Here is a 20238-nt window from a genome sequence, read left to right on the forward strand (position 1 = left end):
ACGGCCAACGCTCTGCGTGCAAGGTCGAGGGAGAGAGCGCCTGACGGACACATACTAATAACTGGGGGAAACACCAATGAGCACTAGCACTGCGGCCGGTAGTACTGCCGCGCAGCCCGCGTTCCTGTCCAAGGAGCGCATTATCGCCAAGCCCGGCTTCAACCGCTGGCTGGTTCCGCCGGCCGCCCTGGCCATCCACCTCTGCATCGGCATGGCCTACGGGTTCTCGGTGTTTTGGCTGCCGCTGTCCAAGGCTCTGGGTATCACCGCGCCGGTCGCCTGCGCGCCGGACATGAGCTTTATCGCGCAAGTCTTCTCGTCCCAGTGCGACTGGCCCATCTCCATGCTGGGCTGGATCTACACGCTGTTTTTCATCTTCCTGGGTTGCTCGGCAGCCATCTGGGGCGGCTGGCTGGAACATGCCGGGCCACGTAAGGCGGGCGTTGTATCGGCGTTGTGCTGGTGCGGCGGCCTGTTGATTTCGGCGCTGGGGATTTATACCCACCAGATCTGGCTGATGTGGATCGGCTCCGGCGTGATCGGCGGTATCGGCCTGGGCCTGGGTTATATCTCGCCTGTATCGACGCTTATCAAGTGGTTCCCGGACAAGCGCGGCATGGCCACTGGCATGGCGATCATGGGCTTCGGCGGTGGCGCAATGGTGGGGGCACCGTTGGCCGCAGCGCTGATGGGCCATTTTGCCTCGCCAACCAGCGTGGGCGTGTGGCAGAGCTTTGTAGTCATGGCCGTGATTTATTTCGTGTTCATGATCGGTGGTGCACTGTCCTACCGCGTTCCGCCGACCGGCTGGAAGCCTGAGGGCTGGACCGCGCCGGCGAAAAAAGCCAGCAACGCGATGATCACTCACCGTCACGTGCACGTGAACGTGGCGTGGAAAACCCCGCAATTCCGTCTGGTATGGCTGGTGCTGTGCCTGAACGTGTCCGCCGGTATCGGCATCCTCGGCATGGCTTCGCCGCTGCTGCAGGAAGTGTTCGGTGGCAAGTTACTGGGTGTGGATGTGCCGTTCGGCCAGCTGGACGCAGGTCAACTGGCCTCCATTGCGGCTATCGCTGCAGGTTTCACCGGTCTGTTGAGCCTGTTCAACATCGGTGGCCGGTTCTTCTGGGCGTCGTTCTCCGACTACCTGGGCCGTAAAAACACCTACTTCGTGTTCTTCGCCCTGGGCTTTGCCCTGTACGCGCTGATCCCGAACCTGGGGCACCTGGGCAACGTGGCGCTGTTTGTGGCGGCGTTCTGCATCATCCTGTCGATGTACGGCGGCGGTTTTGCGACTGTGCCTGCGTACCTGGCCGACCTGTTCGGCACCCAAATGGTCGGCGCGATCCACGGTCGCCTGTTGACCGCATGGGCGGCGGCCGGCGTGCTGGGCCCGGTGTTGGTGAACTACCTTCGCGAATACCAACTGAGCATCGGCGTTCCGCGCGCTGCGGCTTACGACATCACCTTGTACATCCTTGCAGGCCTGCTGGTGCTGGGTTTCCTCTGCAACCTGCTGGTGCGCCCGGTGGCCGACAAGTACTTCATGACCGACGCTGAACTGGCTGCCGAGCAGGCGCTGGGCCATGACAAAGGCGCCGATGCCAGCACTTCGCTGGAGTGGAAAGCGGCCCCTGGTACCGTGCCGATGGCTGTTGCCGCCTGGCTGGTGGTAGGTATTCCGTTGGCGTGGGGTGTGTGGGTGACCCTGCAGAAGACGGCGGTGTTGTTCCACTGATGCCGCTGTAGTCGGGCGAGCGCGGCTCCCACAGGAACCGCGCTTGTGTGGGAGCTGGCTTGCCTGCGATAGCATCACCGCGGTGTGGCCGACATACCGAGGTGTCTGCATCGCAGGCAAGCCAGCTCCCACACAAGCCAGCTCCCACACAGGATCTCTACTCGTTTCAAGACAGCGGCGGGGCGCACCATCCTGGAGCGCCTGCTTGTATGCACATGTCTATCCCCGACACTCCATCAGTCTTATCCCCTTCGATGTTTCTGTTTAGCGCCCGCGCCCCTATAATGGCTGCCTTTTTCGCCCAATGATTTTGCGGAGCTGGTGATGGCCGAACGTAAGGTATCCGTCGAGCGCGACACTCTGGAAACCCAGATCAAAGCCTCGATCAACCTGGATGGCACCGGAAAGGCCCGATTTGATATCGGTGTACCTTTTCTTGAGCACATGCTGGACCAGATCGCCCGTCATGGGCTGATCGACCTGGATATCGTCAGCAAGGGCGACCTGCATATCGACGACCACCACACGGTGGAAGACGTAGGCATCACCCTCGGCCAGGCGTTTGCCAAGGCCATCGGCGACAAAAAAGGTATCCGTCGCTACGGCCACGCCTATGTCCCGCTGGATGAAGCGCTGTCGCGTGTGGTCATCGACTTCTCCGGCCGCCCAGGCCTGCAGATGCATGTGCCGTATACCCGCGCCACCGTGGGCGGCTTCGATGTCGACCTGTTCCAGGAATTCTTCCAGGGCTTCGTCAACCACGCACTCGTCAGCCTGCACATTGACAACCTGCGCGGCACCAACACCCACCACCAGATCGAAACCGTGTTCAAGGCATTCGGCCGCGCACTGCGCATGGCCGTAGAGCTGGATGACCGCATGGCCGGGCAAATGCCGTCGACCAAGGGCGTTCTGTAATGCAGACGGTCGCGGTTATCGATTACGGCATGGGTAACCTGCACTCGGTGGCCAAGGCGCTCGAGCACGTGGGCGCCGGCAAGGTGCTGATCACCAGCGACGCCAATGTGATTCGCGAAGCCGACCGCGTGGTGTTCCCCGGCGTCGGCGCGATTCGCGATTGCATGGCCGAGATCCGCCGCCTGGGCTTTGACAGCCTGGTGCGCGAAGTCAGCCAGGACCGCCCGTTCCTCGGCATCTGCGTGGGCATGCAAGCCTTGCTCGACAGCAGTGAAGAGAACGGCGGCGTCGACTGCATCGGCCTGTTCCCCGGCCAGGTGAAGTTCTTCGGCAAAGACCTGCACGAAGACGGCGCGCACTTGAAGGTGCCGCATATGGGCTGGAATGAAGTCAGCCAGACCGTCGATCACCCGCTGTGGCACGACATTCCGGACCTGGCGCGTTTCTACTTTGTGCACAGCTACTACATCAATGCTGGCAACCCGCGCCAAGTGGTGGGTGGCGGGCATTATGGCGTCGACTTCGCCGCAGCGCTGGCCGACGGTTCGCGCTTTGCCGTGCAGTTCCATCCGGAGAAGAGCCATACCCATGGCCTGCAATTGCTGCAGAACTTCGCCGCGTGGGATGGTCGCTGGTAATGGCCAAGAAGCCGAAGCCGCCGATCTTGAACCTCACGCCCGAACAGGAGCGTGAGGCGACCGACAAGATCAAGCGTTTCATGGAGGACCGCTTCGAGCTCAAGTTGGGCTCGTTCGAGGTCGCCGAGATTCTTGAGCTGTTCACCACCGAAGTGGCGCCGCACTATTACAACAGGGCGATTTTCGACACGCAGACGCTCCTTAAAGAAAGGTTCGAAAGCATCGAAAGCGACCTGTGGTCGCTTGAGAAACCCTGATTTCCCAAGCATTGCTGAATATCGAATAAGGTTTGCCAGATGCTGATTATCCCCGCTATCGATCTTAAGGACGGCGCTTGTGTACGCCTGCGCCAAGGCCGCATGGAAGACTCCACCGTGTTCTCCGATGACCCGGTGAGCATGGCCGCCAAATGGGTAGAAGGGGGCTGCCGTCGTCTGCATCTGGTGGACTTGAACGGCGCCTTCGAAGGCCAGCCCGTCAATGGCGAAGTGGTTACCGCCATCGCCAAGCGCTACCCGAACCTGCCGATCCAGATCGGCGGCGGCATTCGCTCCCTGGAAACCATCGAGCACTACGTCAGGGCTGGCGTGAGCTACGTGATCATCGGCACCAAGGCCGTGAAAGACCCGGCCTTTGTCGCCGAAGCCTGCCGCGCGTTTCCGGGCAAAGTCATCGTGGGCCTGGACGCCAAAGACGGTTTCGTCGCCACCGACGGCTGGGCGGAAATCAGCACCGTGCAGGTCATCGACCTGGCCAAGCAGTTCGAAGCCGACGGCGTGTCCGCCATTGTTTATACCGACATCGCCAAAGACGGCATGATGCAGGGCTGCAACGTGCCGTTCACCGCTGCGCTGGCCGCTGCAACCAGGATCCCGGTGATCGCCTCCGGTGGTATTCACAACCTGGGTGACATCAAGTCGCTGCTGGACGCCAAGGCGCCCGGCATCATCGGCGCCATCACTGGTCGCGCGATCTACGAAGGTACTTTGGACGTCGCCGAAGCCCAGGCTTACTGCGACGCCTACAACGGCTGAGGACTGACCATGGCGCTGGCCAAACGCATCATCCCTTGCCTGGACGTCGACAACGGTCGCGTGGTCAAGGGCGTCAAGTTCGAGAACATCCGCGATGCCGGCGACCCGGTGGAAATCGCCCGTCGTTACGATGAGCAAGGTGCCGACGAGATTACCTTTCTCGACATCACCGCCAGCGTCGACGGCCGCGACACCACATTGCATACCGTCGAGCGCATGGCCAGCCAGGTGTTTATCCCGCTGACCGTGGGCGGTGGCGTGCGTACCGTGCAAGACATCCGCAACCTGCTCAACGCCGGTGCGGACAAGGTCTCGATCAACACCGCTGCCGTGTTCAACCCGGAGTTCGTCGGCGAAGCCGCGCAGCACTTCGGCTCGCAATGCATCGTGGTCGCCATCGACGCCAAGAAGGTCTCCGGCCCGGGCGAAACCCCGCGCTGGGAGATCTTCACCCACGGCGGTCGCAAGCCGACCGGCCTGGACGCGGTGGAATGGGCGATGAAGATGGAAGCCCTGGGCGCCGGTGAAATCCTGCTGACCAGCATGGACCAGGACGGCATGAAAAACGGCTTCGACCTGGGCGTGACCCGCGCCATCAGCGATGCGCTGGGCATTCCGGTGATCGCCTCCGGCGGCGTCGGCAACCTGCAGCACCTGGCCGACGGCGTGATCGAAGGCCACGCCAGTGCGGTGCTGGCGGCGAGCATTTTCCACTTTGGCGAATACACCGTGCCGGAGGCAAAAGCCTATATGGCCGCACGCGGTATCGTCGTTCGCTAAACGCTGCTGGACACCCTGGCAGGCGCGGGGCACTCTCTGCGCTTGCCATGGATTCCGGTAGCCTTCATGTTCAAGACCCTTCTGCTTGCTCTCGCCAGTACGTCCATTCTGTTGACGGGCTCGGCTCACGCCGAGGAACCGTCCGACGCCTCCCTGGTGTTGCTGACGGAAAACTTCCCGCCCTACAACATGGCGAAAAACGGCAAGAACTTCGCCAAGGAAGAAAACATCGAGGGCATCGCCGTCGATATCGTGCGCGAGACGTTCAAGCGAGCCGGCATTTCCTACAACCTGACTTTGCGTTTTCCTTGGGAGCGCATCTACAAACTCGCCCTGGAAAAGCCCGGCTACGGTGTCTTTGTGATGGCGCGCCTGCCAGACCGCGAAGCCCTGTTCAAATGGGTCGGCCCCATCGGCCCGGATGATTGGGTGATGCTGGCCAAGGCCGACAGCAAGATTGAGCTGACAGACCTTGAACAGGCTCGTCGATACAAGATCGGCGCCTACAAGGGTGACGCCATTGCGCAGACCCTGGAAAAGCAGGGCCTTAAGCCCATCGTTGCGCTGCGTGATCAGGACAATGCGCAAAAGCTGGTGGATGGCCAGATCGACCTGTGGGCCACCGGCGATCCGGCGGGCCGTTATCTGGCTCGCCAGGTGGGGGTGACCCAACTGAAAACCGTGCTGCGCTTCAACAGTGCCCAGTTGTACCTGGCGCTGAACAAAGACGTGCCGGATGAGGTGGTGGCCAAGCTTCAGGCGGCACTCGAGCAGTTACGGGGTGAGGGTGGTGTCGATCAGATCATGGCCCGTTACCTCTAGTTCGGGCTCTGCTTGAGGTGACTCATCAGGCAGCACCTCTGCGTTTGGAGACTCGCTCATGTACACGTGGTCACCATTGGTATAGCTGGCGGTGCTTGAAACCTGACTGCCGTCCTGTCGCAGCAGGCGGTATTCGCTTTGGACAAGGTACGCCGCAACGGCTTTTTTCGGCGGAACATAAGTGATGATTTCCAGCGACGAAGCCTGGTCCCAGCCTTTCGCCGAGCGCTGCGTGTGTGTGAAGTCGCGATCCAGGTGCGCCGAAAAACTCAATTCGAAGACGTGTTCGCCCACCGGCCACTCTTTGCCCAGACCGATACTGGTGTTGGCCGCCAGTGCCTTGGCAGTCCCGCTTACTTCACCTTTCGCGGCCGTCCACATGAATGGCTGACTGGTAGCTTCGGTGTTGTGCCCAAAGCCGACACACAGGTGGCGGTCCGTGCGCTCCAGGCGGTAGGTGGGCGATGCCTGAAACTGTTCGATCACGGCCAACTCCGGGTCTTTGACACAGAACCATGGCAGCTCACACACCTGAGGCGCGTGGACGGATTCATCATTGCCCGGGCTTTCGTACCCGCTGAGCGCGGGCGGTGGCGGCAGGTCGTGCAGTTGCGCTGTCAATGTCAGGCGCAGTGAATAGGCCTCAAGGCTTGGCTTGGCATAGTCGCCATGGCCTATGAAGGTGCCGGGGGCGAGGTATATTTCGCCGGCGGGAGCATTGGGAGGTGTCACCGACCAGAGGCTTAAGTCGTTGGTGGCGCCGCTGCCTTTATCGTCCCAGATCAATTCGCCCGTTTGAGCGGCCATCACCAGGTCTTTTCGCACGCACCGCACGGCATGGCGTGAAGGTTTGTCGTAGTCCACGCCGTACACCAGCCCCATCGCCACATAGCCCTCTGGCGGCAGCGGGCGCCAGATGGATGCATTGCTCAGCGCTCCGGAGCCTTCATCCTGCCACACCAATTGATAATCGACGGGCGCACGCAGGGCCGTGCCGTCGACGTTGTTCGCGTCGCTGACGACGGCGACAACGTTGCCGTGGTTGATATTGCGATAGTGGTCGACCGCAATATCACCCAAGGTAAAAAACGGTCTCAGTGCATCGGAGGCGGTGCTCGGCCGCCAGAGGCCGACGGCTTTGTGCGCGCCCGACCCCTTGTCGTTCCACAGCGGCAGAAACTCGCTGGTAAAGCTGATGAGCAGGTCATTGAATTGCAGAGGCTTCATGGAGGGCTCTCCAGTTGATGGGAGCATCAACTATCGAGCAGTGCACTCGGTACCGAGCGGTAACTATCTACGCGCCGGAAGATACGTCCCGTTTTTACCGTGTGCAGCCATGGCTAGGTTGCTGCGCACGCTGATCATCAACTTGATATCAATCCAGTCGATGCCCTGGGCCTTGAGCTTGGGCAACTCACGCTCCAGTACCGCCAGCGTTTGCGGGTAAGGGTGGCCGATCATCACCACCGAGCCCTGCTTGTGCGCCAGCTTGATCGCGGTTTGCAGTTGTGTGGCAATCGCCGCTTCGGTGCGTTCGTCATCCAGGAAAACATCCCGCGACACATGCGCCAGCCCGATCTTCTGCGCCTCGGCGGCGGCGACGGTCTGTGCGCTGGTGCGGCTGTCGACAAAGAACTTGTTGCGCCGTTGCAGCTCGGCCATCAGCCACGCCATCGCCGCTGGCTGGGCGGTCATGCGGCTGCCCATATGATTGTTGATGCCGGCGGTATAGGGCACAACCTTGAAGGCGGCGTCCAGGCGTTTGCCGAGTTCTTCGATGGACAGGTCGGGGTGCCAGGCGAACGGGCCGGTGGCCGGGTCCATAGGCATATGCAGGATCACGATCTTGCCGGCCTTGTGCGCCTCACGGGCAAATTCGGCGGCGTGGGGCGTGTCGGGCATGATCGCCGTGGTCACCGGCCCAGGCAGGGCCAGCACACGACGGTCCCGGGGCAGGTTTTGTCCCAGGTCGTCGATGATAAGGGTCAGGTAGGCTTTGCGAGGCGCGTCGGCCGGAGTCGCATGGGCGATTCCGGCTAGGCTGCACAGCACAGCGATAATCAGGGCAAAACGCATATCAACGGCTGCGCGTAATGCTCAGGCCTTTAAGCAGGCTCAGCGCCTGGGCCAGTTGATAGTCGTCGTCCTGCGGCATCGGCTTGGCTTTGCTGCCGCTGCCGGTCGGCTGGTCGGCGCCGCCGTTGCCATTGCCCAAGTGACCTTGAAGGTCGGCCTCTTTGTAGTACTCGCTGTCGACCTCGTTGGTGATCTTGGCCCTGCGCACCTCGATGTCCGGCACGATGCCCTGGGCCTGGATCGAGCGACCGTTCGGCGTGTAGTACAGCGCCGTAGTGATCTTCAGGGCGCGGTCGTTGTTCAGCGGCAATACGGTTTGCACCGAGCCTTTGCCGAAGCTGGTGGTGCCCATCAGCACGCCGCGTTTCTGGTCTTGCAGGGCACCGGCGACGATTTCCGACGCCGAAGCGCTGCCGCCGTTGATCAGCACGGCCAGTGGCACGCCTTCGCTCAGGTCGTTGCCGGTGGCCGAGAAGCGCAACTCGGAGTTGGCGATACGGCCTTTGGTGTAAACAATCAGGCCTTTGGTGATGAAGTGGTCGACCACTTCAACCGCCGACTGCAGCACGCCGCCTGGGTTGTTACGCAGGTCGAGCACGATGCCGTTGAGTTTCTTGCCGTTGTCTTTGCGCAGTTTGGCCAAGGCCTTGGCCACTTCGTCGCCGGTCTTGACCTGGAACTGGGTGATACGGATGTAACCGTAGCCCGACTCCAGCAGCTGGCTCTTAACGCTCTTGACCGTGATGGTCGCGCGGGCCAGGGTCACGTCAAACGGGTTGCCGCCGTCGCGTACCAGGGTCAGGGTGATTTTCTGGCCGAGCTTGCCGCGCATCTTGTCGACGGCTTCGGTCATGGTCTGGCCACGGGTTGGTTGGCCGTTGATCTTCACGATCAAGTCGCCGGCCTGAATGCCCGCCTTGGACGCAGGCGTGTCATCGATCGGCGAGACCACTTTGATCTGGCCATCTTCGGAACCGACTTCGATGCCCAGGCCGCCGAACTCACCGCTGGTACTCTCCTGCAGCTCGGCAAAATCTTCCGGCCCCAGGTAGGCGGAGTGCGGGTCGAGGTTGCTGAGCATGCCCTTGATGGCATTTTCCAGCAGGGTCTTGTCGTCTACGGGTTCGACATAGGCTGCCTTGATCCGGTCCATGACCTCGGCAAAGGTACGCAGCTCGTCCAGCGGCAGCGGCGCCTTGGTGGTCGCTGCGGTGGCGGCGGGTGCCGGTGCAGCCTGGTCGGCAAAAGCCAGCGGCGCGCCGATCACCAGGGCGATCGTCAGGGCCAGCGAAGTGAGGCGGGACAAATGCAGCATGTCGAACGAACTCCTAATGTAGGTGCAGCCCTATCCTTGGGAACGGCACCATTGTGCAGGGTCGCTCGGGCGGCCCTGCTGACGAATAGCGAAGTACAGCGCCGGGGTGTCCTGGCCACCACTGTTACCGACAGTGGAGATGGATTCACCGGCTTTTACAACATCACCTGCCGACTTGAGTAATGTCTGATTGTGGCCGTAAAGGCTCAAATAGCCATTGCCGTGGTCAAGAATCACCAACAAACCGGCCCCGCGCAGCCAATCGGCAAACACCACACGGCCACCGTGAACGGCGTGGACCTGGCTGCCGGCGGCGGCGCTGATCATCACCCCATCCCACTTGGCGCGGGTGTCATCGCCACGGGTTTCACCAAAGCGTGCCAGCAGTCGACCATCAACGGGCCATGGAAGTTTGCCGCGGGCTGAAGCAAAAGGGCCGCCGAAGTTCTCGCCGGAGCTGGAAACCAGCGGCCCGGGCGCTGCACGCGCCGGTTTACGCGGCGCTGGCGCATCAGTGGTAGCGGCCAGCTCGGCTTCACGCTGGCGCTTTTTTTCTGCTTCCTGCTGGGCAATCAGCGCTTTTTGCCGCGCTTCTTCAGCCTCACGTGCCTGGCGAGCCAGGGTTTCCTCGATGGTTTTGAGCACTTTGCCCAAGTCGGCCTGGTCTTGTTCGCGGGCCTGCAGCTTGGCGTCGCGGGCCTTCACGTCATTGTTGAGCTTGGCCAGGGCTTGCTGGCGCTCCTTGCGCACCTTGTCCAACTGGTCGCGCTGAGTGTCGAGGGCGGTTTTCTGATCCATCAGTTGCGACTGCTGGTCGGCGATTTCCTGCTCGACATTGGCCAACTGGCGCAGGGTTTCATTAAAACCCTTTAATTGTGCCAGGCGCGCCTTGCTCAGGTAGTCGTAGTAAGTGAGGGTGCGCGCGAATTTCTCCGGGTTCTGCTGGTTGAGCAGCAGCTTGAGGTATTCCTGGCGGCCACTCTGGTAGGCGGCGCGGGCCTGGATCGCGATCAGGCGTTGCTGTTCAACGCGTGCGCTCTGGAGTTTTTTTTTCTCAGCGTCGAGTCGCTCCAGTTCCGACTCGCTCTTCTTTAATTCTTTTTGTAGCTCCTGGACCTGCTTCTCGAGCTTGCCCATCTCGGTTTCCGTGCCGCGCAGGTCTTTCTGCACCCCGGATTTTTCTTCCTGGAGCTTGCCGAGCAGCTTTTTCAGCTCGGTAATGTCCTGACGCGTAGCGTCCAACTGTTGTTGGGTTTGTGCGCGCTCATCGGCAAACGCCGGTTGGAGCAGGCAGACAAGAGCGAGGGAAATCAAGGCGCGAAGCATAGAGGCGGGCGACACCAGGGAAATGGACGGCCTAGTATGCCCGCCAAGCGCCGCAAAAAAAACGCCTCAACGCCATCTGCTTTGAGGCGTTCGTCATAAAAAGCCTTTCAGGGCGATTTAATTGGGCGGTTTGAAGGTTAAACACTATCGAGGAAACGCTTTGAAACGCTCCACCTGCACTGGTTTTTGCTGCTGAGAATAGACTCACGAGCCCTCTAATCAGTCAGTTGGCGCGATCGGCAATGTCCGGTGTTCATGAGTCAAAAGGCCAGCAAACCTGGCTCGATTACGGATTGCCCGACCTGCGTAGCCTTGATCGGGCTCTACGATCTTGCGCACTCGAGGAGGTGTTGGCGGGCAAAGACATTGCCGATGCTGTCGATATCGTAGCTTCAAATCTGGGGATTACCGATTCGACATGCCCTCAGGTTTGTATAGATTCCCCTCTGGGCAGGGTGTTGATCCAGCGCACGACGCTGAGGCACATTGTTGAAAAGCGGCAGGATGCCAGAGAACGATACGTAAAATTCGCGCTGGATACGCTGACAGGGCCTCTGGAAATCTGGCGTGTCGCCTATAGCGACGGCTCGGCTCGGCTGGCGTTCATCGGTGCTTATGAAACCAAGCGACAAATGCTGGTGGTGGTGAATATCCAGGCAGGCAATGTGTTGTGGAATTTCATGCAGACCGATGCCAAGGCGCTGAATAAGCATCGCCATGGGGAGCTGCTTTACAAACGCTACCAACTTTTATAACAGGCAAAGAAAAGGGCAGTTCTCTCGAACTGCCCTAAGTTAGAGCGCTTGATATTCATATACACACCCTCAAGCAGGGGTGTGGAGGTCTCACCCTACGCTGATGTCCAGTCATCAACGGGGTTCCTACGCCAGTTATCGCCGCTGGAGGCAACTGGTTTCGCGCTCACCTTCATTATTGACGGGCTACTCGCTTTGAGCAACCCCCGAGCTGTTTCAGACCAGAATCGAAGTACCGGTCATCTCTTTCGGCTTCTCCAACCCCATCAGCTTCAGCATGGTCGGCGCCACGTCCGCCAGCACGCCGCCTTCACGCACTTTCAGGTCGCGCTTGCCGACATAGATGAACGGCACCGGCTCGGTGGTGTGGGCGGTATGGGCTTGCCCGGTGGATTCGTCGGACATCTGCTCGCAGTTGCCGTGGTCGGCGGTGATCAGTGCCTCGCCGCCGACTTTCTCCAGGGCGTCGACGATACGGCCGACGCACTGGTCCAGGCATTCCACGGCTTTTACAGCTGCTTGCAGGTTGCCGCTGTGGCCGACCATGTCGCCGTTGGCGTAGTTGACCACGATCACGTCGTAACGCTGGTTGTCGATGGCATCGACGATTTTGTCGGTGACTTCAGGCGCGCTCATTTCCGGCTGCAGGTCGTAGGTGGCGACTTTGGGCGACGGGATCAGGATGCGCTCTTCGCCCGGGAACGGTTCTTCACGGCCGCCGGAGAAGAAGAAGGTCACGTGGGCGTATTTCTCGGTTTCGGCGATGCGCAGCTGGGTCTTGCCGTTTTTCGCCAGGTAATCGCCCAGCACGTTTTCCAGGCTGCCCGGCGCGAATGCCGAAGGGGCCGGGATGTTGGCGGCGTATTGGGTGAGCATGACGAACTCGACCTTCGGCTGGCGGGCGCGCTCGAAGTCTTTGAAACCGGCGTCAACGAATACATGGCTCAGTTCGCGGGCACGGTCGGCGCGGAAGTTCATGAACACTACGGCGTCGCCGTCTTCCACTTTCACCGGCTCGCCGATGGTGGTGGCTTTGACGAACTCATCGCTCTCGCCACGCGCATAGGCGGCTTCCAGGCCTTCCTGGGCGGTGGCGGCGTTGAATTCGGCCTGGCCGTCGACGATCAGGTTATAAGCCTGGGAGACGCGGTCCCAACGGTTGTCGCGGTCCATGGCGAAGTAACGGCCGACCAGGCTGGCGATACGGCCCTTGCCAAGCGCGGCGAAGGTGGCGTCGAGCAGTTCGATGGACGACTGCGCGCTTTTAGGCGGGGTGTCGCGGCCGTCGAGGAAGGCGTGCAGGTAAATCTTGTCGGCGCCGCGCTTGAAGGCCAGCTCGGCCATGGCGACCAAGTGATCCTGGTGGCTGTGAACGCCGCCGTCGGACAACAGGCCCATGAAGTGCACGGCCTTGCCGGCTGCGACTGCTTTATCCACCGCCGCGCAGATCGTCGGGTTCTCGAAGAACTCGCCGTCGCGGATCGATTTGGTCACGCGTGTGAAGTCTTGGTATACCACTCGTCCGGCGCCGAGGTTCATGTGGCCGACTTCCGAGTTGCCCATCTGGCCGTCCGGCAAGCCCACATCCATACCGGAGCCGGAGATCAGGCCGTTGGGTACGGTGGCCGTCAGGCGGTCGAGTACCGGCTTGTTGGCCGAGTACACGGCGTTGTCGTGGTGGCTTTCACTGTGTCCGAAGCCATCGAGAATTATCAGGACCAAAGGTTTAGGCGTGGTAGTCATAGATCCTCTCGCGGCGGTAATAAAGGAAGGCAATCTAAAAGGGAGTAGCAGTTTAAAGCGAAGTTCCGACCACGTCACCGCTTTACGGGGGTTGGCCGCCCCTGACGGCTGTGTATACTTACCGCCATTTTAACGCCCTGGAACCTCCTTGATGGTTGATCACCTGATTGCATTTGCCACTGCCCACTACCTGCTCGCGGGTGCCTTCGTCATCCTGCTGGCGCTGCTGATCGCTCATGAAATGAGTCGCGGTGGCCGCAGCCTGAGCACGTCGGAGCTGACCGCACTGGTCAACAAGGATGAGGCCGTTGTCGTGGATATCCGCCCGGCCAAGGATTTCGCCGCCGGCCATATCGTCGGCGCGCTGAACATTCCACAGGACAAGCTGATCGCCCGTTTGCCCGAGCTGGAAAAACACAAGGCCAAGACCATTATTCTGGTCGACGCCCAAGGCCAGCACGCCGGCACCCACGCCCGCGAGATGCTCAAAGCCGGTTTCACCGCCGCCAAACTGTCCGGCGGTATTGGCAGCTGGAAGGCCGATAACCTGCCGCTGGTGAAGTGATATGAGCCAGGTTGTCGTTTATTCCAGCGATTGGTGCCCCTACTGCATGCGGGCCAAGGCCCTGCTTGAGAAGAAGGGCATTGCCTTCGAAGAGATCAAGGTCGACGGCAAACCCCAGGTGCGCGCCGAAATGACCAAGAAAGCGGGACGCACGTCCGTGCCGCAGATCTGGATCGGTGACAAGCATGTCGGTGGATGCGATGACCTGTTCGCTCTGGAGCGCGCCGGTAAACTCGATGCGCTGCTGCTCGTCTGACTCCTAAACCCTAAAAGACCCCAAGATCAAGAAGGATCTGCGATGACTGACCAACAGAACACCGAAGCAGCAGAAGCTCAAGGCCCACAGTTTTCGCTGCAGCGGATCTACGTGCGTGACCTGTCGTTCGAAGCGCCGAAAAGCCCGGCCATCTTCCGTCAGGAATGGACCCCAAGCGTTGCGCTGGACCTGAATACCCGTCAAAAGGCTCTGGAAGGCGACTTCCACGAAGTCGTGCTGACCTTGTCCGTGACTGTTAAAAACGGCGAAGAAGTAGCCTTCATCGCTGAAGTGCAACAGGCTGGTATCTTCCTGATCCAGGGCCTGGACGAAGCGTCCATGAGCCACACCCTGGGCGCGTTCTGCCCGAACATCCTGTTCCCGTATGCCCGTGAGACCCTGGACAGCCTGGTCACCCGTGGCTCGTTCCCTGCGCTGATGCTGGCGCCGGTGAACTTCGATGCCCTGTACGCGCAAGAGCTGCAGCGCATGCAACAGGAAGGTTCGTCGACTGTTCAGTAAGTTGACGCGATAAAAAATGTGGGAGCGGGCTTGTGTGGGAGCTGGCTTGCCTGCGATAGCATCACCTCAGTATCACTGATACACCGAGGTGACTGCATCGCAGGCAAGCCAGCTCCCACACAGGTCTGCTCCCACATTTTGTTTATGCGTTACTTGAAGCCGAGCTGGCGCCAGCCTTCATAGACCGCGACGGCCACGGTATTGGACAGGTTCAAGCTGCGGCAACCCTCGCGCATCGGCAGGCGCAGGCGATGCCCCTCGGGCAGGGCATCGAGCACCTCGGCCGGCAGGCCACGGCTTTCCGGGCCGAACAGGAAGGCGTCGCCTTCGGCAAAGCTGGCATCATGAAACGGCCGCGAGCCCTTGGTGGTGAACGCGAACAGCCGTGGGTGGCCCAGGCTTTCCAGGCAGCTGGCCAAATCGGCGTGGCGCTTGAGCGTGGCGTACTCGTGGTAGTCCAGCCCGGCGCGGCGCAGGCGTTTGTCGTCCATGTCAAAGCCCAGCGGCTCGATCAAATGCAGGTGGCAGCCACTGTTGGCGCACAGCCTGATAACGTTGCCGGTATTCGGCGGAATTTCTGGTTGAAAAAGGATGACGTGAAACATGCACGGCTCCGAAGGCAAAGATGCGTTGCATTCTACCCCTGAAGACGACCCAAGGCCGAAGCTATTGCCACGGGTGATGGGCTCACTGGCGATTGTTGGCTTGATGATCGGGCTGATGATCGGTCGCCTGACCACGCCGGATCCGGTTGAGTTGCAGCAGGTAGAAACAGCGGCAGACGGCGTGGTGGTGTGGTTCAACAGTGAACCCAAGCTGCACGGCGAACATATCGACGGCACCGTGGCGCTGCTGTTCGGCGCGCAAGGCAAGGCTGCCAGCGGGCAACTCAAGGTCAACGACAAGGACGTGAATTGGCGCGTTCGCAAGACCGATGGCGGCCTGCTGCTGAACCTGGTGGCGGCTCGGCCGTTGCGCGGGGAATGGAAAGGGGAGAAGGCCGAGGGTCGCTGGCGGCTGCAGATCCATCTGCGCGAGGAATAAAAGAGGGAGTTCCCGGCCTGCCTGTACCAGGGCTCCCAAAACGGGGTGAAGCCATGTAAGGCTTCGGTGTTAAAGAGGGAATCCCCGGCCTGCCTGTACCGAGGTTCCCGAAACGGGTGTGGGGCGCGACGCGATCCGCATCAAGCACCCCGGGTGTAAAGAGGGGATTCTCGGCCTGCCTGTACCAAGGTCCCCGAAACTGGGTGATGTAAGGGTTATTGCAGGGCGCGTGCCAGAAGTTGCAATGTGTGCCAAAAAATTTCGCCAGAAAGCGCAAAGCCCTGGAATACGGGGCTTTGGTGTTTTTGCGGTTTGATGTTTTCTTGATTCGGCGGGTGTTTCAGGCTGGCTGGATGTGCGCGATGCTAGTTCATGGTGCATTGAAGCGGTGCACTCCACCTGATCGTTCCCACGCTCCGCGTGGGAATGCATCGTGTGACGCTCCGCGTCACCAGTGCACAGATCTGAACTTGCGGTGAGCCTCGGACGCGGAGCGTCCGGGGAGGCGTTCCCACGCCGAGCGTGGGAACGATCAGCAGTTAGGCTTCATCACCCTCATCATCATCCCCGCCATCGACCTTCATCCCCAACTCCTTGATCTTGCGCGTCAAGGTGTTACGGCCCCAGCCGAGCAACACGGCGGCATCGCGGCGGCGGCCGGCGGTATGCTTCAAGGCGGTTTCGATCATGATGCGCTCGAAGGCCGGTACGGCGCTGTCCAGCAGGTTCGACTGGCCGCGTGCCAGGGCCTGGTCGGCCCATTGGCGCAGCGCCTGCTCCCAGTTGGTCACCGGGGCCGAATCCTGCGGCAGGCTCAACAGCTCCGGCGGTAGGTCGCTGATGTGTACTTCGCGCCCGGACGCCATCACCGTGATCCAGCGGCAGGTGTTCTCCAACTGACGCACGTTGCCCGGCCACGGCAGGTTCTTGAGGTATTCCTCGGTCTCGCTTTTGAGCAGCTTCGGCTCCACCGCCAATTCTTGCGCGGCGCGGCTGAGGAAGTGGCGGGCCAGGGTCGGGATGTCTTCGCGGCGATCCGACATCCGAGGGATGTGGATACGAATCACGTTCAGCCGGTGAAACAAGTCCTCACGGAATTTGCCCGCGTGCACCAGGGTTTCGAGGTTCTGGTGCGTCGCCGCAATGATGCGCACATCGACCTTGACCGGCGTGTGCCCGCCAACGCGGTAGAACTCGCCATCTGCCAATACACGCAGCAAGCGCGTCTGAGTGTCAGCCGGCATATCGCCGATTTCATCCAGAAACAGCGTGCCGCCGTCAGCCTGTTCAAAGCGCCCGCGGCGCAGGTTGGCCGCGCCGGTGAACGCGCCTTTTTCATGGCCAAACAGCTCGGACTCCATTAAGTCCTTCGGAATCGCCGCCATGTTCAGCGCGATAAACGGCGAAGCCGCCCGTGGGCTGTGACGGTGCAGCGCATGAGCGACAAGCTCTTTACCGGTGCCCGACTCGCCGTTGATCAACACGGTGATGTTGGAGTGGCTCAAACGCCCGATGGCGCGAAACACTTCCTGCATCGCCGGTGCTTCACCGATGATTTCCGGGGTGCGGGTCAGGGCTGGCGGGGCTTCCTGGCTTTGTTGTTCCTGGGCGTGCTGGTTGGCGCGCTTGACCAGCGCCACGGCCTCGTCCACATCGAACGGTTTAGGCAGGTATTCAAAGGCGCCGCCCTGATAAGACGCGACAGCGCTGTCCAGATCCGAGTGCGCGGTCATGATGATCACCGGCAAACGCGGGTGCTGCTCGCGGATCCGCGCCAGCAAGTCCAGGCCACTGGCGCCGGGCATGCGGATGTCGGAGATGATCACGTCCGGCTGCTGGCGAGCCAGGCGGCTCATCACCCCGTCGGCGCTGTCGAAGCTCTGGGTGGTCATGCCTTCCTGTTGCAAGGCTTTCTCGAGGACCCAGCGGATAGAACGGTCGTCATCGACGATCCAGACAGTTTCACTACGGCTCATGTCGTGGGGGCTCCTTGTTCCAATGGCAGGAAGATCGAGAACGTGGTGTGGCCGGGATGGCTTTCACATTCGATCAGGCCCTGGTGCTGGCTGATGATGTTCTGGGTAATGGCCAGGCCCAGCCCGGTACCGTCCGGGCGGCCGCTGACCATGGGAAAGAAGATGGTTTCCTGCAGTTCCGCAGGAATGCCGGGGCCGTTGTCGATGATCTCGACCTTGGTGACCAGGCGGTGGCGCACATGGCCGATGGTGAACTGGCGCAGGGCGCGGGTGCGCAGGCTGATGCGGCCCAGGCGCAGTTCGTTCTGGCTGCTGATGGCCTGCATGGCGTTGCGCACGATATTGAGCACCGCCTGGATCATCTGCTCGCGGTCGATCAATACGTCGGGAATGCTTGGGTCGTAGTCGCGCACCAGAGTGATGCAGCCTTGGCTTTCGGCCTCGACCAGCTGGCACACGCGCTCCAGCACTTCGTGCACGTTGGTCATCGCCAGGGACGGCAACTTGTTGGAGCCGAGCATGCGGTCCACCAGGTTACGCAGGCGGTCGGCCTCCTCGATGATGACGTTGGTGTAGTCCTTGAGGTGTTCCTCCGGCAGCTCACGGGCCAGTAATTGCGCCGCGCCACGAATGCCGCCGAGCGGGTTCTTGATCTCGTGGGCCAGGCCGCGCACCAGCATCTTGCTGGTTTCCTGTTTGGACAGCTGCGCTTCTTCTTTAGTAATGCGCAGCAGACGGTCGCGCGGGTGCACTTCGAGCAGCAGCAGGGTCGCGCCGTTGCTCAAAATCGGGGTCACGGCGTAGTCGACCGTCAGGGTCTGGCCGGTGAGGGCGGTGAGCATCGCTTCGCGCTTGGTGAACGGGTGCGCCTGCTCCACGGCCTGGCGCAACGAACTCAAGGCCTCGGCCGACTCGGTGAACAATTCGCTGATGAACTGCCCATGGCTGCGCTGACCACTGATGGCCAGGAGCATCTCCGCCGCCGGGTTCATGTACTCAAGACGCAAGTCGTCATTGAGCAGGATGGTCGCGGTGGTCAGGTTGTCGAGTAACAAACGGTGCAGTGCATCGCTGATGGTCATCGGGACCTCTTTTGGAGCAAGGCGCGGGCTTGAGGCACACGCTGATACAAGGAAAATGCAAAAACCAAACCAAGGCTCCGAAAAGAAGCGTTAAACCCCTGAAATAAGGGTTTTAGGCGCGAAACTGTGGCGTTCTGCCAGCTTGATCGAGAAGAATCGAACCAAAATGGGCTGGATGGGTGGGAAGTGTGCAGGCTGTCGCACCAATATAGTGCGGTTTTGTGAGGGTTGTTCAGGAAGTGATGGCTGGCGAAAAAATGTCTGGAGGAGCGGGGTCAATGTGGGAGCTGGCTTGCCTGCGATAGCAATGTTGAATGTGCCGCCGCTATCGCAGCGATGCGGCGTCCCGACAAGCCAGCTCCCACAGTTTTGATTGGGTTTGCAGGCTTTAATCTTTGAAGATGCACAGCTCAGCGGTGGCGCGGATCATTGCCAGTTGGCGCAGCGGATCATTCAGCGGCTCATGCACGGCGGTGGCCAGCCACTGCGGGCACTGTGGATCGGTGCGCTGCGGGGTGAAGTCGGACAGTTGCTGCAGCAGGGTTTTTTGCAGTTGGTCCAGTCGTGGGCGAATCTGCTTGATCAAATCCGGGCGCGGGTCGTCCGGGGCTTTGCCCTGGAACTGCCAGTCGGACAGGTGGGTGTACTGCACCAGTTTATTGGCCTCGATCTGCGCCGAGAAAAACTGCTCCGCGGCGGAAGGGTCGAGTTTGTAGTTGGGCGCTTGGGCGGCGACGCTGGCGATCACCTCTTGTTCGCGCTTTTTGTCCTCTACGGGCTTGTGGCTGTCCCATTTGCTCAGGGCTACCTGATCGGCAATCTCCAGGCGCTCGGCGATGCTGTTGAGCAAAGGCTCCAGAGTGGGCGGCGCTGCGCTGGCTGTGGCGCAGGCGAATAACAGGGCGAATGCAAATCTATGTTTCAACGTAGATCTCCTTGTGGGAGCGGGCTTGCTCGCGAAGGCGGTGTGTCAGTCACCCGATGCATTAACTGATACGCCGCCTTCGCGAGCAAGCCCGCTCCCACATTTTGATTGGGTTTGCAGATTTTGGGCAGTGTCAGCCAGAGGCTACCTTAACTTGCGTGCTTGCCTACAGGTGCGCCAGAATCCGCCGGCTTGTACGGCTGGCTTGTCGTCTCTAAGGTTGCTCGGTCGCTGCTCATCAGCGATCAGGTTTAGTAGCCTGGATTCGAATTGTAGGCCGTGCATTCTCCATCAATCAGATTTCCCAAATCTGTGCTTGATGGTGGCTGTGCGCAGGGCGTCCTCGGATGCGCCGGGCTTCTACATTCACCGGTCTACTAACCTGCGCACAGCCGCCACCCTTTCGTTTAGTAGCGAAGCGAAGGCGGCCTCATTAGAGGAATGTAGAAAATGTTCAAACCAACGCCAAATCCGCCTCCATCCGTCTTCACCATCGACCCTGGCAGCGACGACGAATCCCTGCTGATCAACAGTTTCGAAGCCTTTACCTCGGTCAGCACCTTGTTGCTTGATTTGTCCGAGGCGCTGGAAGGCAAACACCGCGATACCGTCCTGGCCATTCACCAGCTCAGTGCCCTCGGCACCTTGATGGTGGGCAAACTGCTCGACCGCCACGCCCCTGCTCGCTAAACGCCAGGCAAAAAAAAGACCTCCCGAAGGAGG

22 protein-coding genes are annotated in these 20238 nt (G+C 60.6%); 13 read left to right on the forward strand and 9 right to left on the reverse strand.

From position 1 onward, the window contains the following. The first annotated feature begins 76 nt into the window (after positions 1-76). The 7 genes from HU759_RS02550 to HU759_RS02580 all read left to right on the forward strand — a co-directional run bounded on the left by HU759_RS02550 (position 77) and on the right by HU759_RS02580 (position 5930). The gene (locus tag HU759_RS02550; RefSeq protein WP_099549501.1) at positions 77-1738 is read left to right on the forward strand and encodes an OFA family MFS transporter; all 1662 of its coding nucleotides are present in this window, start codon (positions 77-79) and stop codon (positions 1736-1738) included. Between the two features lie 324 nt (positions 1739-2062). Next, positions 2063-2656, forward strand: coding sequence for an imidazoleglycerol-phosphate dehydratase HisB (hisB, locus tag HU759_RS02555; protein WP_017138645.1), 594 nt, complete (start codon positions 2063-2065; stop codon positions 2654-2656). Then, a complete protein-coding gene (gene hisH, locus HU759_RS02560; RefSeq protein WP_017138644.1) occupies positions 2656-3294 on the forward strand; it encodes an imidazole glycerol phosphate synthase subunit HisH in 639 nt (212 codons plus the stop codon). Before hisB ends, hisH begins: the two co-directional genes overlap by 1 nt. Beyond that, complete coding sequence (locus HU759_RS02565; protein WP_005783916.1) at positions 3294-3551, forward strand: DUF2164 domain-containing protein; 258 nt, start codon at positions 3294-3296, stop codon at positions 3549-3551. The genes hisH and HU759_RS02565 overlap by 1 nt, the downstream gene beginning before the upstream one ends. Before the next feature lie 39 nt (positions 3552-3590). After that, on the forward strand, positions 3591-4328 hold the full coding sequence (gene hisA, locus HU759_RS02570) for a 1-(5-phosphoribosyl)-5-[(5-phosphoribosylamino)methylideneamino]imidazole-4-carboxamide isomerase (RefSeq protein ID WP_170039033.1): 738 nt from the start codon (positions 3591-3593) through the stop codon (positions 4326-4328). A 9-nt stretch (positions 4329-4337) separates the two neighbouring features. Continuing rightward, positions 4338-5108: an imidazole glycerol phosphate synthase subunit HisF gene (gene hisF, locus HU759_RS02575; RefSeq protein ID WP_017138643.1), complete on the forward strand. Its 771-nt coding sequence runs from the start codon at positions 4338-4340 to the stop codon at positions 5106-5108. A gap of 66 nt (positions 5109-5174) precedes the next feature. Further along, the gene (locus HU759_RS02580) at positions 5175-5930 is read left to right on the forward strand and encodes an ABC transporter substrate-binding protein (RefSeq protein ID WP_186617973.1); all 756 of its coding nucleotides are present in this window, start codon (positions 5175-5177) and stop codon (positions 5928-5930) included. On the opposite strand, the gene HU759_RS02585 is transcribed toward HU759_RS02580, so the two are convergent. The 4 genes from HU759_RS02585 to HU759_RS02600 all read right to left on the reverse strand — a co-directional run bounded on the left by HU759_RS02585 (position 5883) and on the right by HU759_RS02600 (position 10647). After that, the gene (locus HU759_RS02585; RefSeq protein ID WP_186617972.1) at positions 5883-7157 is read right to left on the reverse strand and encodes a Vps62-related protein; all 1275 of its coding nucleotides are present in this window, start codon (positions 7155-7157) and stop codon (positions 5883-5885) included. The genes HU759_RS02580 and HU759_RS02585 overlap by 48 nt on opposite strands. Positions 7158-7220: 63 nt before the next feature. Next, positions 7221-8006: a divergent polysaccharide deacetylase family protein gene (locus tag HU759_RS02590; RefSeq protein ID WP_186617971.1), complete on the reverse strand. Its 786-nt coding sequence runs from the start codon at positions 8004-8006 to the stop codon at positions 7221-7223. Position 8007: 1 nt separating this feature from the next. Continuing rightward, positions 8008-9321, reverse strand: coding sequence for a S41 family peptidase (locus HU759_RS02595; protein ID WP_170039035.1), 1314 nt, complete (start codon positions 9319-9321; stop codon positions 8008-8010). Between the two features lie 30 nt (positions 9322-9351). Next, positions 9352-10647 (reverse strand): murein hydrolase activator EnvC, encoded by a 1296-nt coding sequence (locus HU759_RS02600; RefSeq protein WP_017138638.1) that lies wholly within the window; start codon positions 10645-10647, stop codon positions 9352-9354. Positions 10648-10889: 242 nt separating this feature from the next. On the opposite strand from HU759_RS02600, the gene HU759_RS02605 reads away from it, so the two are divergent. Then, a complete protein-coding gene (locus HU759_RS02605) occupies positions 10890-11402 on the forward strand; it encodes a PBECR2 nuclease fold domain-containing protein (RefSeq protein ID WP_186617969.1) in 513 nt (170 codons plus the stop codon). 216 nt (positions 11403-11618) lie between these two features. Here HU759_RS02605 and gpmI read toward each other — a convergent pair whose 3' ends face one another. After that, positions 11619-13145 carry a 2,3-bisphosphoglycerate-independent phosphoglycerate mutase gene (gene gpmI / locus HU759_RS02610; RefSeq protein WP_186617967.1) on the reverse strand — a complete coding sequence of 509 codons (1527 nt, stop codon included), beginning with the start codon at positions 13143-13145 and terminating at the stop codon, positions 11619-11621. 151 nt (positions 13146-13296) lie between these two features. On the opposite strand from gpmI, the gene HU759_RS02615 reads away from it, so the two are divergent. From HU759_RS02615 to secB, 3 genes are read left to right on the forward strand one after another with little or no spacing between them, the layout of a single operon-like run. After that, positions 13297-13710 (forward strand): rhodanese-like domain-containing protein, encoded by a 414-nt coding sequence (locus HU759_RS02615; protein WP_017138635.1) that lies wholly within the window; start codon positions 13297-13299, stop codon positions 13708-13710. Between the two features lies 1 nt (position 13711). After that, on the forward strand, positions 13712-13966 hold the full coding sequence (gene grxC, locus HU759_RS02620; protein WP_017138634.1) for a glutaredoxin 3: 255 nt from the start codon (positions 13712-13714) through the stop codon (positions 13964-13966). 42 nt (positions 13967-14008) lie between these two features. Next, positions 14009-14488 carry a protein-export chaperone SecB gene (gene secB, locus HU759_RS02625; RefSeq protein WP_012721755.1) on the forward strand — a complete coding sequence of 160 codons (480 nt, stop codon included), beginning with the start codon at positions 14009-14011 and terminating at the stop codon, positions 14486-14488. Between the two features lie 149 nt (positions 14489-14637). Here the strand turns inward: secB and HU759_RS02630 are convergent, their stop codons facing one another. Further along, entirely contained in the window at positions 14638-15093 is a 456-nt protein-coding gene (locus tag HU759_RS02630; protein WP_065930799.1) for a tRNA (cytidine(34)-2'-O)-methyltransferase, read from the reverse strand. Between HU759_RS02630 and HU759_RS02635 the strand changes: the two genes are divergently transcribed. Further along, positions 15092-15532: a hypothetical protein gene (locus tag HU759_RS02635; RefSeq protein WP_017138633.1), complete on the forward strand. Its 441-nt coding sequence runs from the start codon at positions 15092-15094 to the stop codon at positions 15530-15532. The genes HU759_RS02630 and HU759_RS02635 overlap by 2 nt on opposite strands. 539 nt (positions 15533-16071) lie before the next feature. On the opposite strand, the gene ntrC is transcribed toward HU759_RS02635, so the two are convergent. From ntrC to HU759_RS02650, 3 genes are all read right to left on the reverse strand, one after another. Next, on the reverse strand, positions 16072-17508 hold the full coding sequence (ntrC, locus tag HU759_RS02640; protein WP_017138632.1) for a nitrogen regulation protein NR(I): 1437 nt from the start codon (positions 17506-17508) through the stop codon (positions 16072-16074). Then, positions 17505-18590, reverse strand: a complete 1086-nt coding sequence (gene glnL / locus HU759_RS02645; protein ID WP_017138631.1) for a nitrogen regulation protein NR(II) — start codon at positions 18588-18590, stop codon at positions 17505-17507. Before glnL ends, ntrC begins: the two co-directional genes overlap by 4 nt. A gap of 388 nt (positions 18591-18978) precedes the next feature. Beyond that, entirely contained in the window at positions 18979-19515 is a 537-nt protein-coding gene (locus HU759_RS02650; RefSeq protein WP_186617965.1) for a chorismate mutase, read from the reverse strand. A 450-nt stretch (positions 19516-19965) separates the two neighbouring features. Here HU759_RS02650 and HU759_RS02655 point away from each other — a divergent pair, with 450 nt between their 5' ends. Continuing rightward, positions 19966-20205, forward strand: a complete 240-nt coding sequence (locus HU759_RS02655) for a DUF6124 family protein (RefSeq protein ID WP_186617963.1) — start codon at positions 19966-19968, stop codon at positions 20203-20205. Positions 20206-20238 lie beyond the last annotated feature (33 nt).

It is taken from the genome of Pseudomonas sp. OE 28.3 (genome assembly GCF_014268205.2).
GTDB lineage: Bacteria > Pseudomonadota > Gammaproteobacteria > Pseudomonadales > Pseudomonadaceae > Aquipseudomonas > Aquipseudomonas edaphica.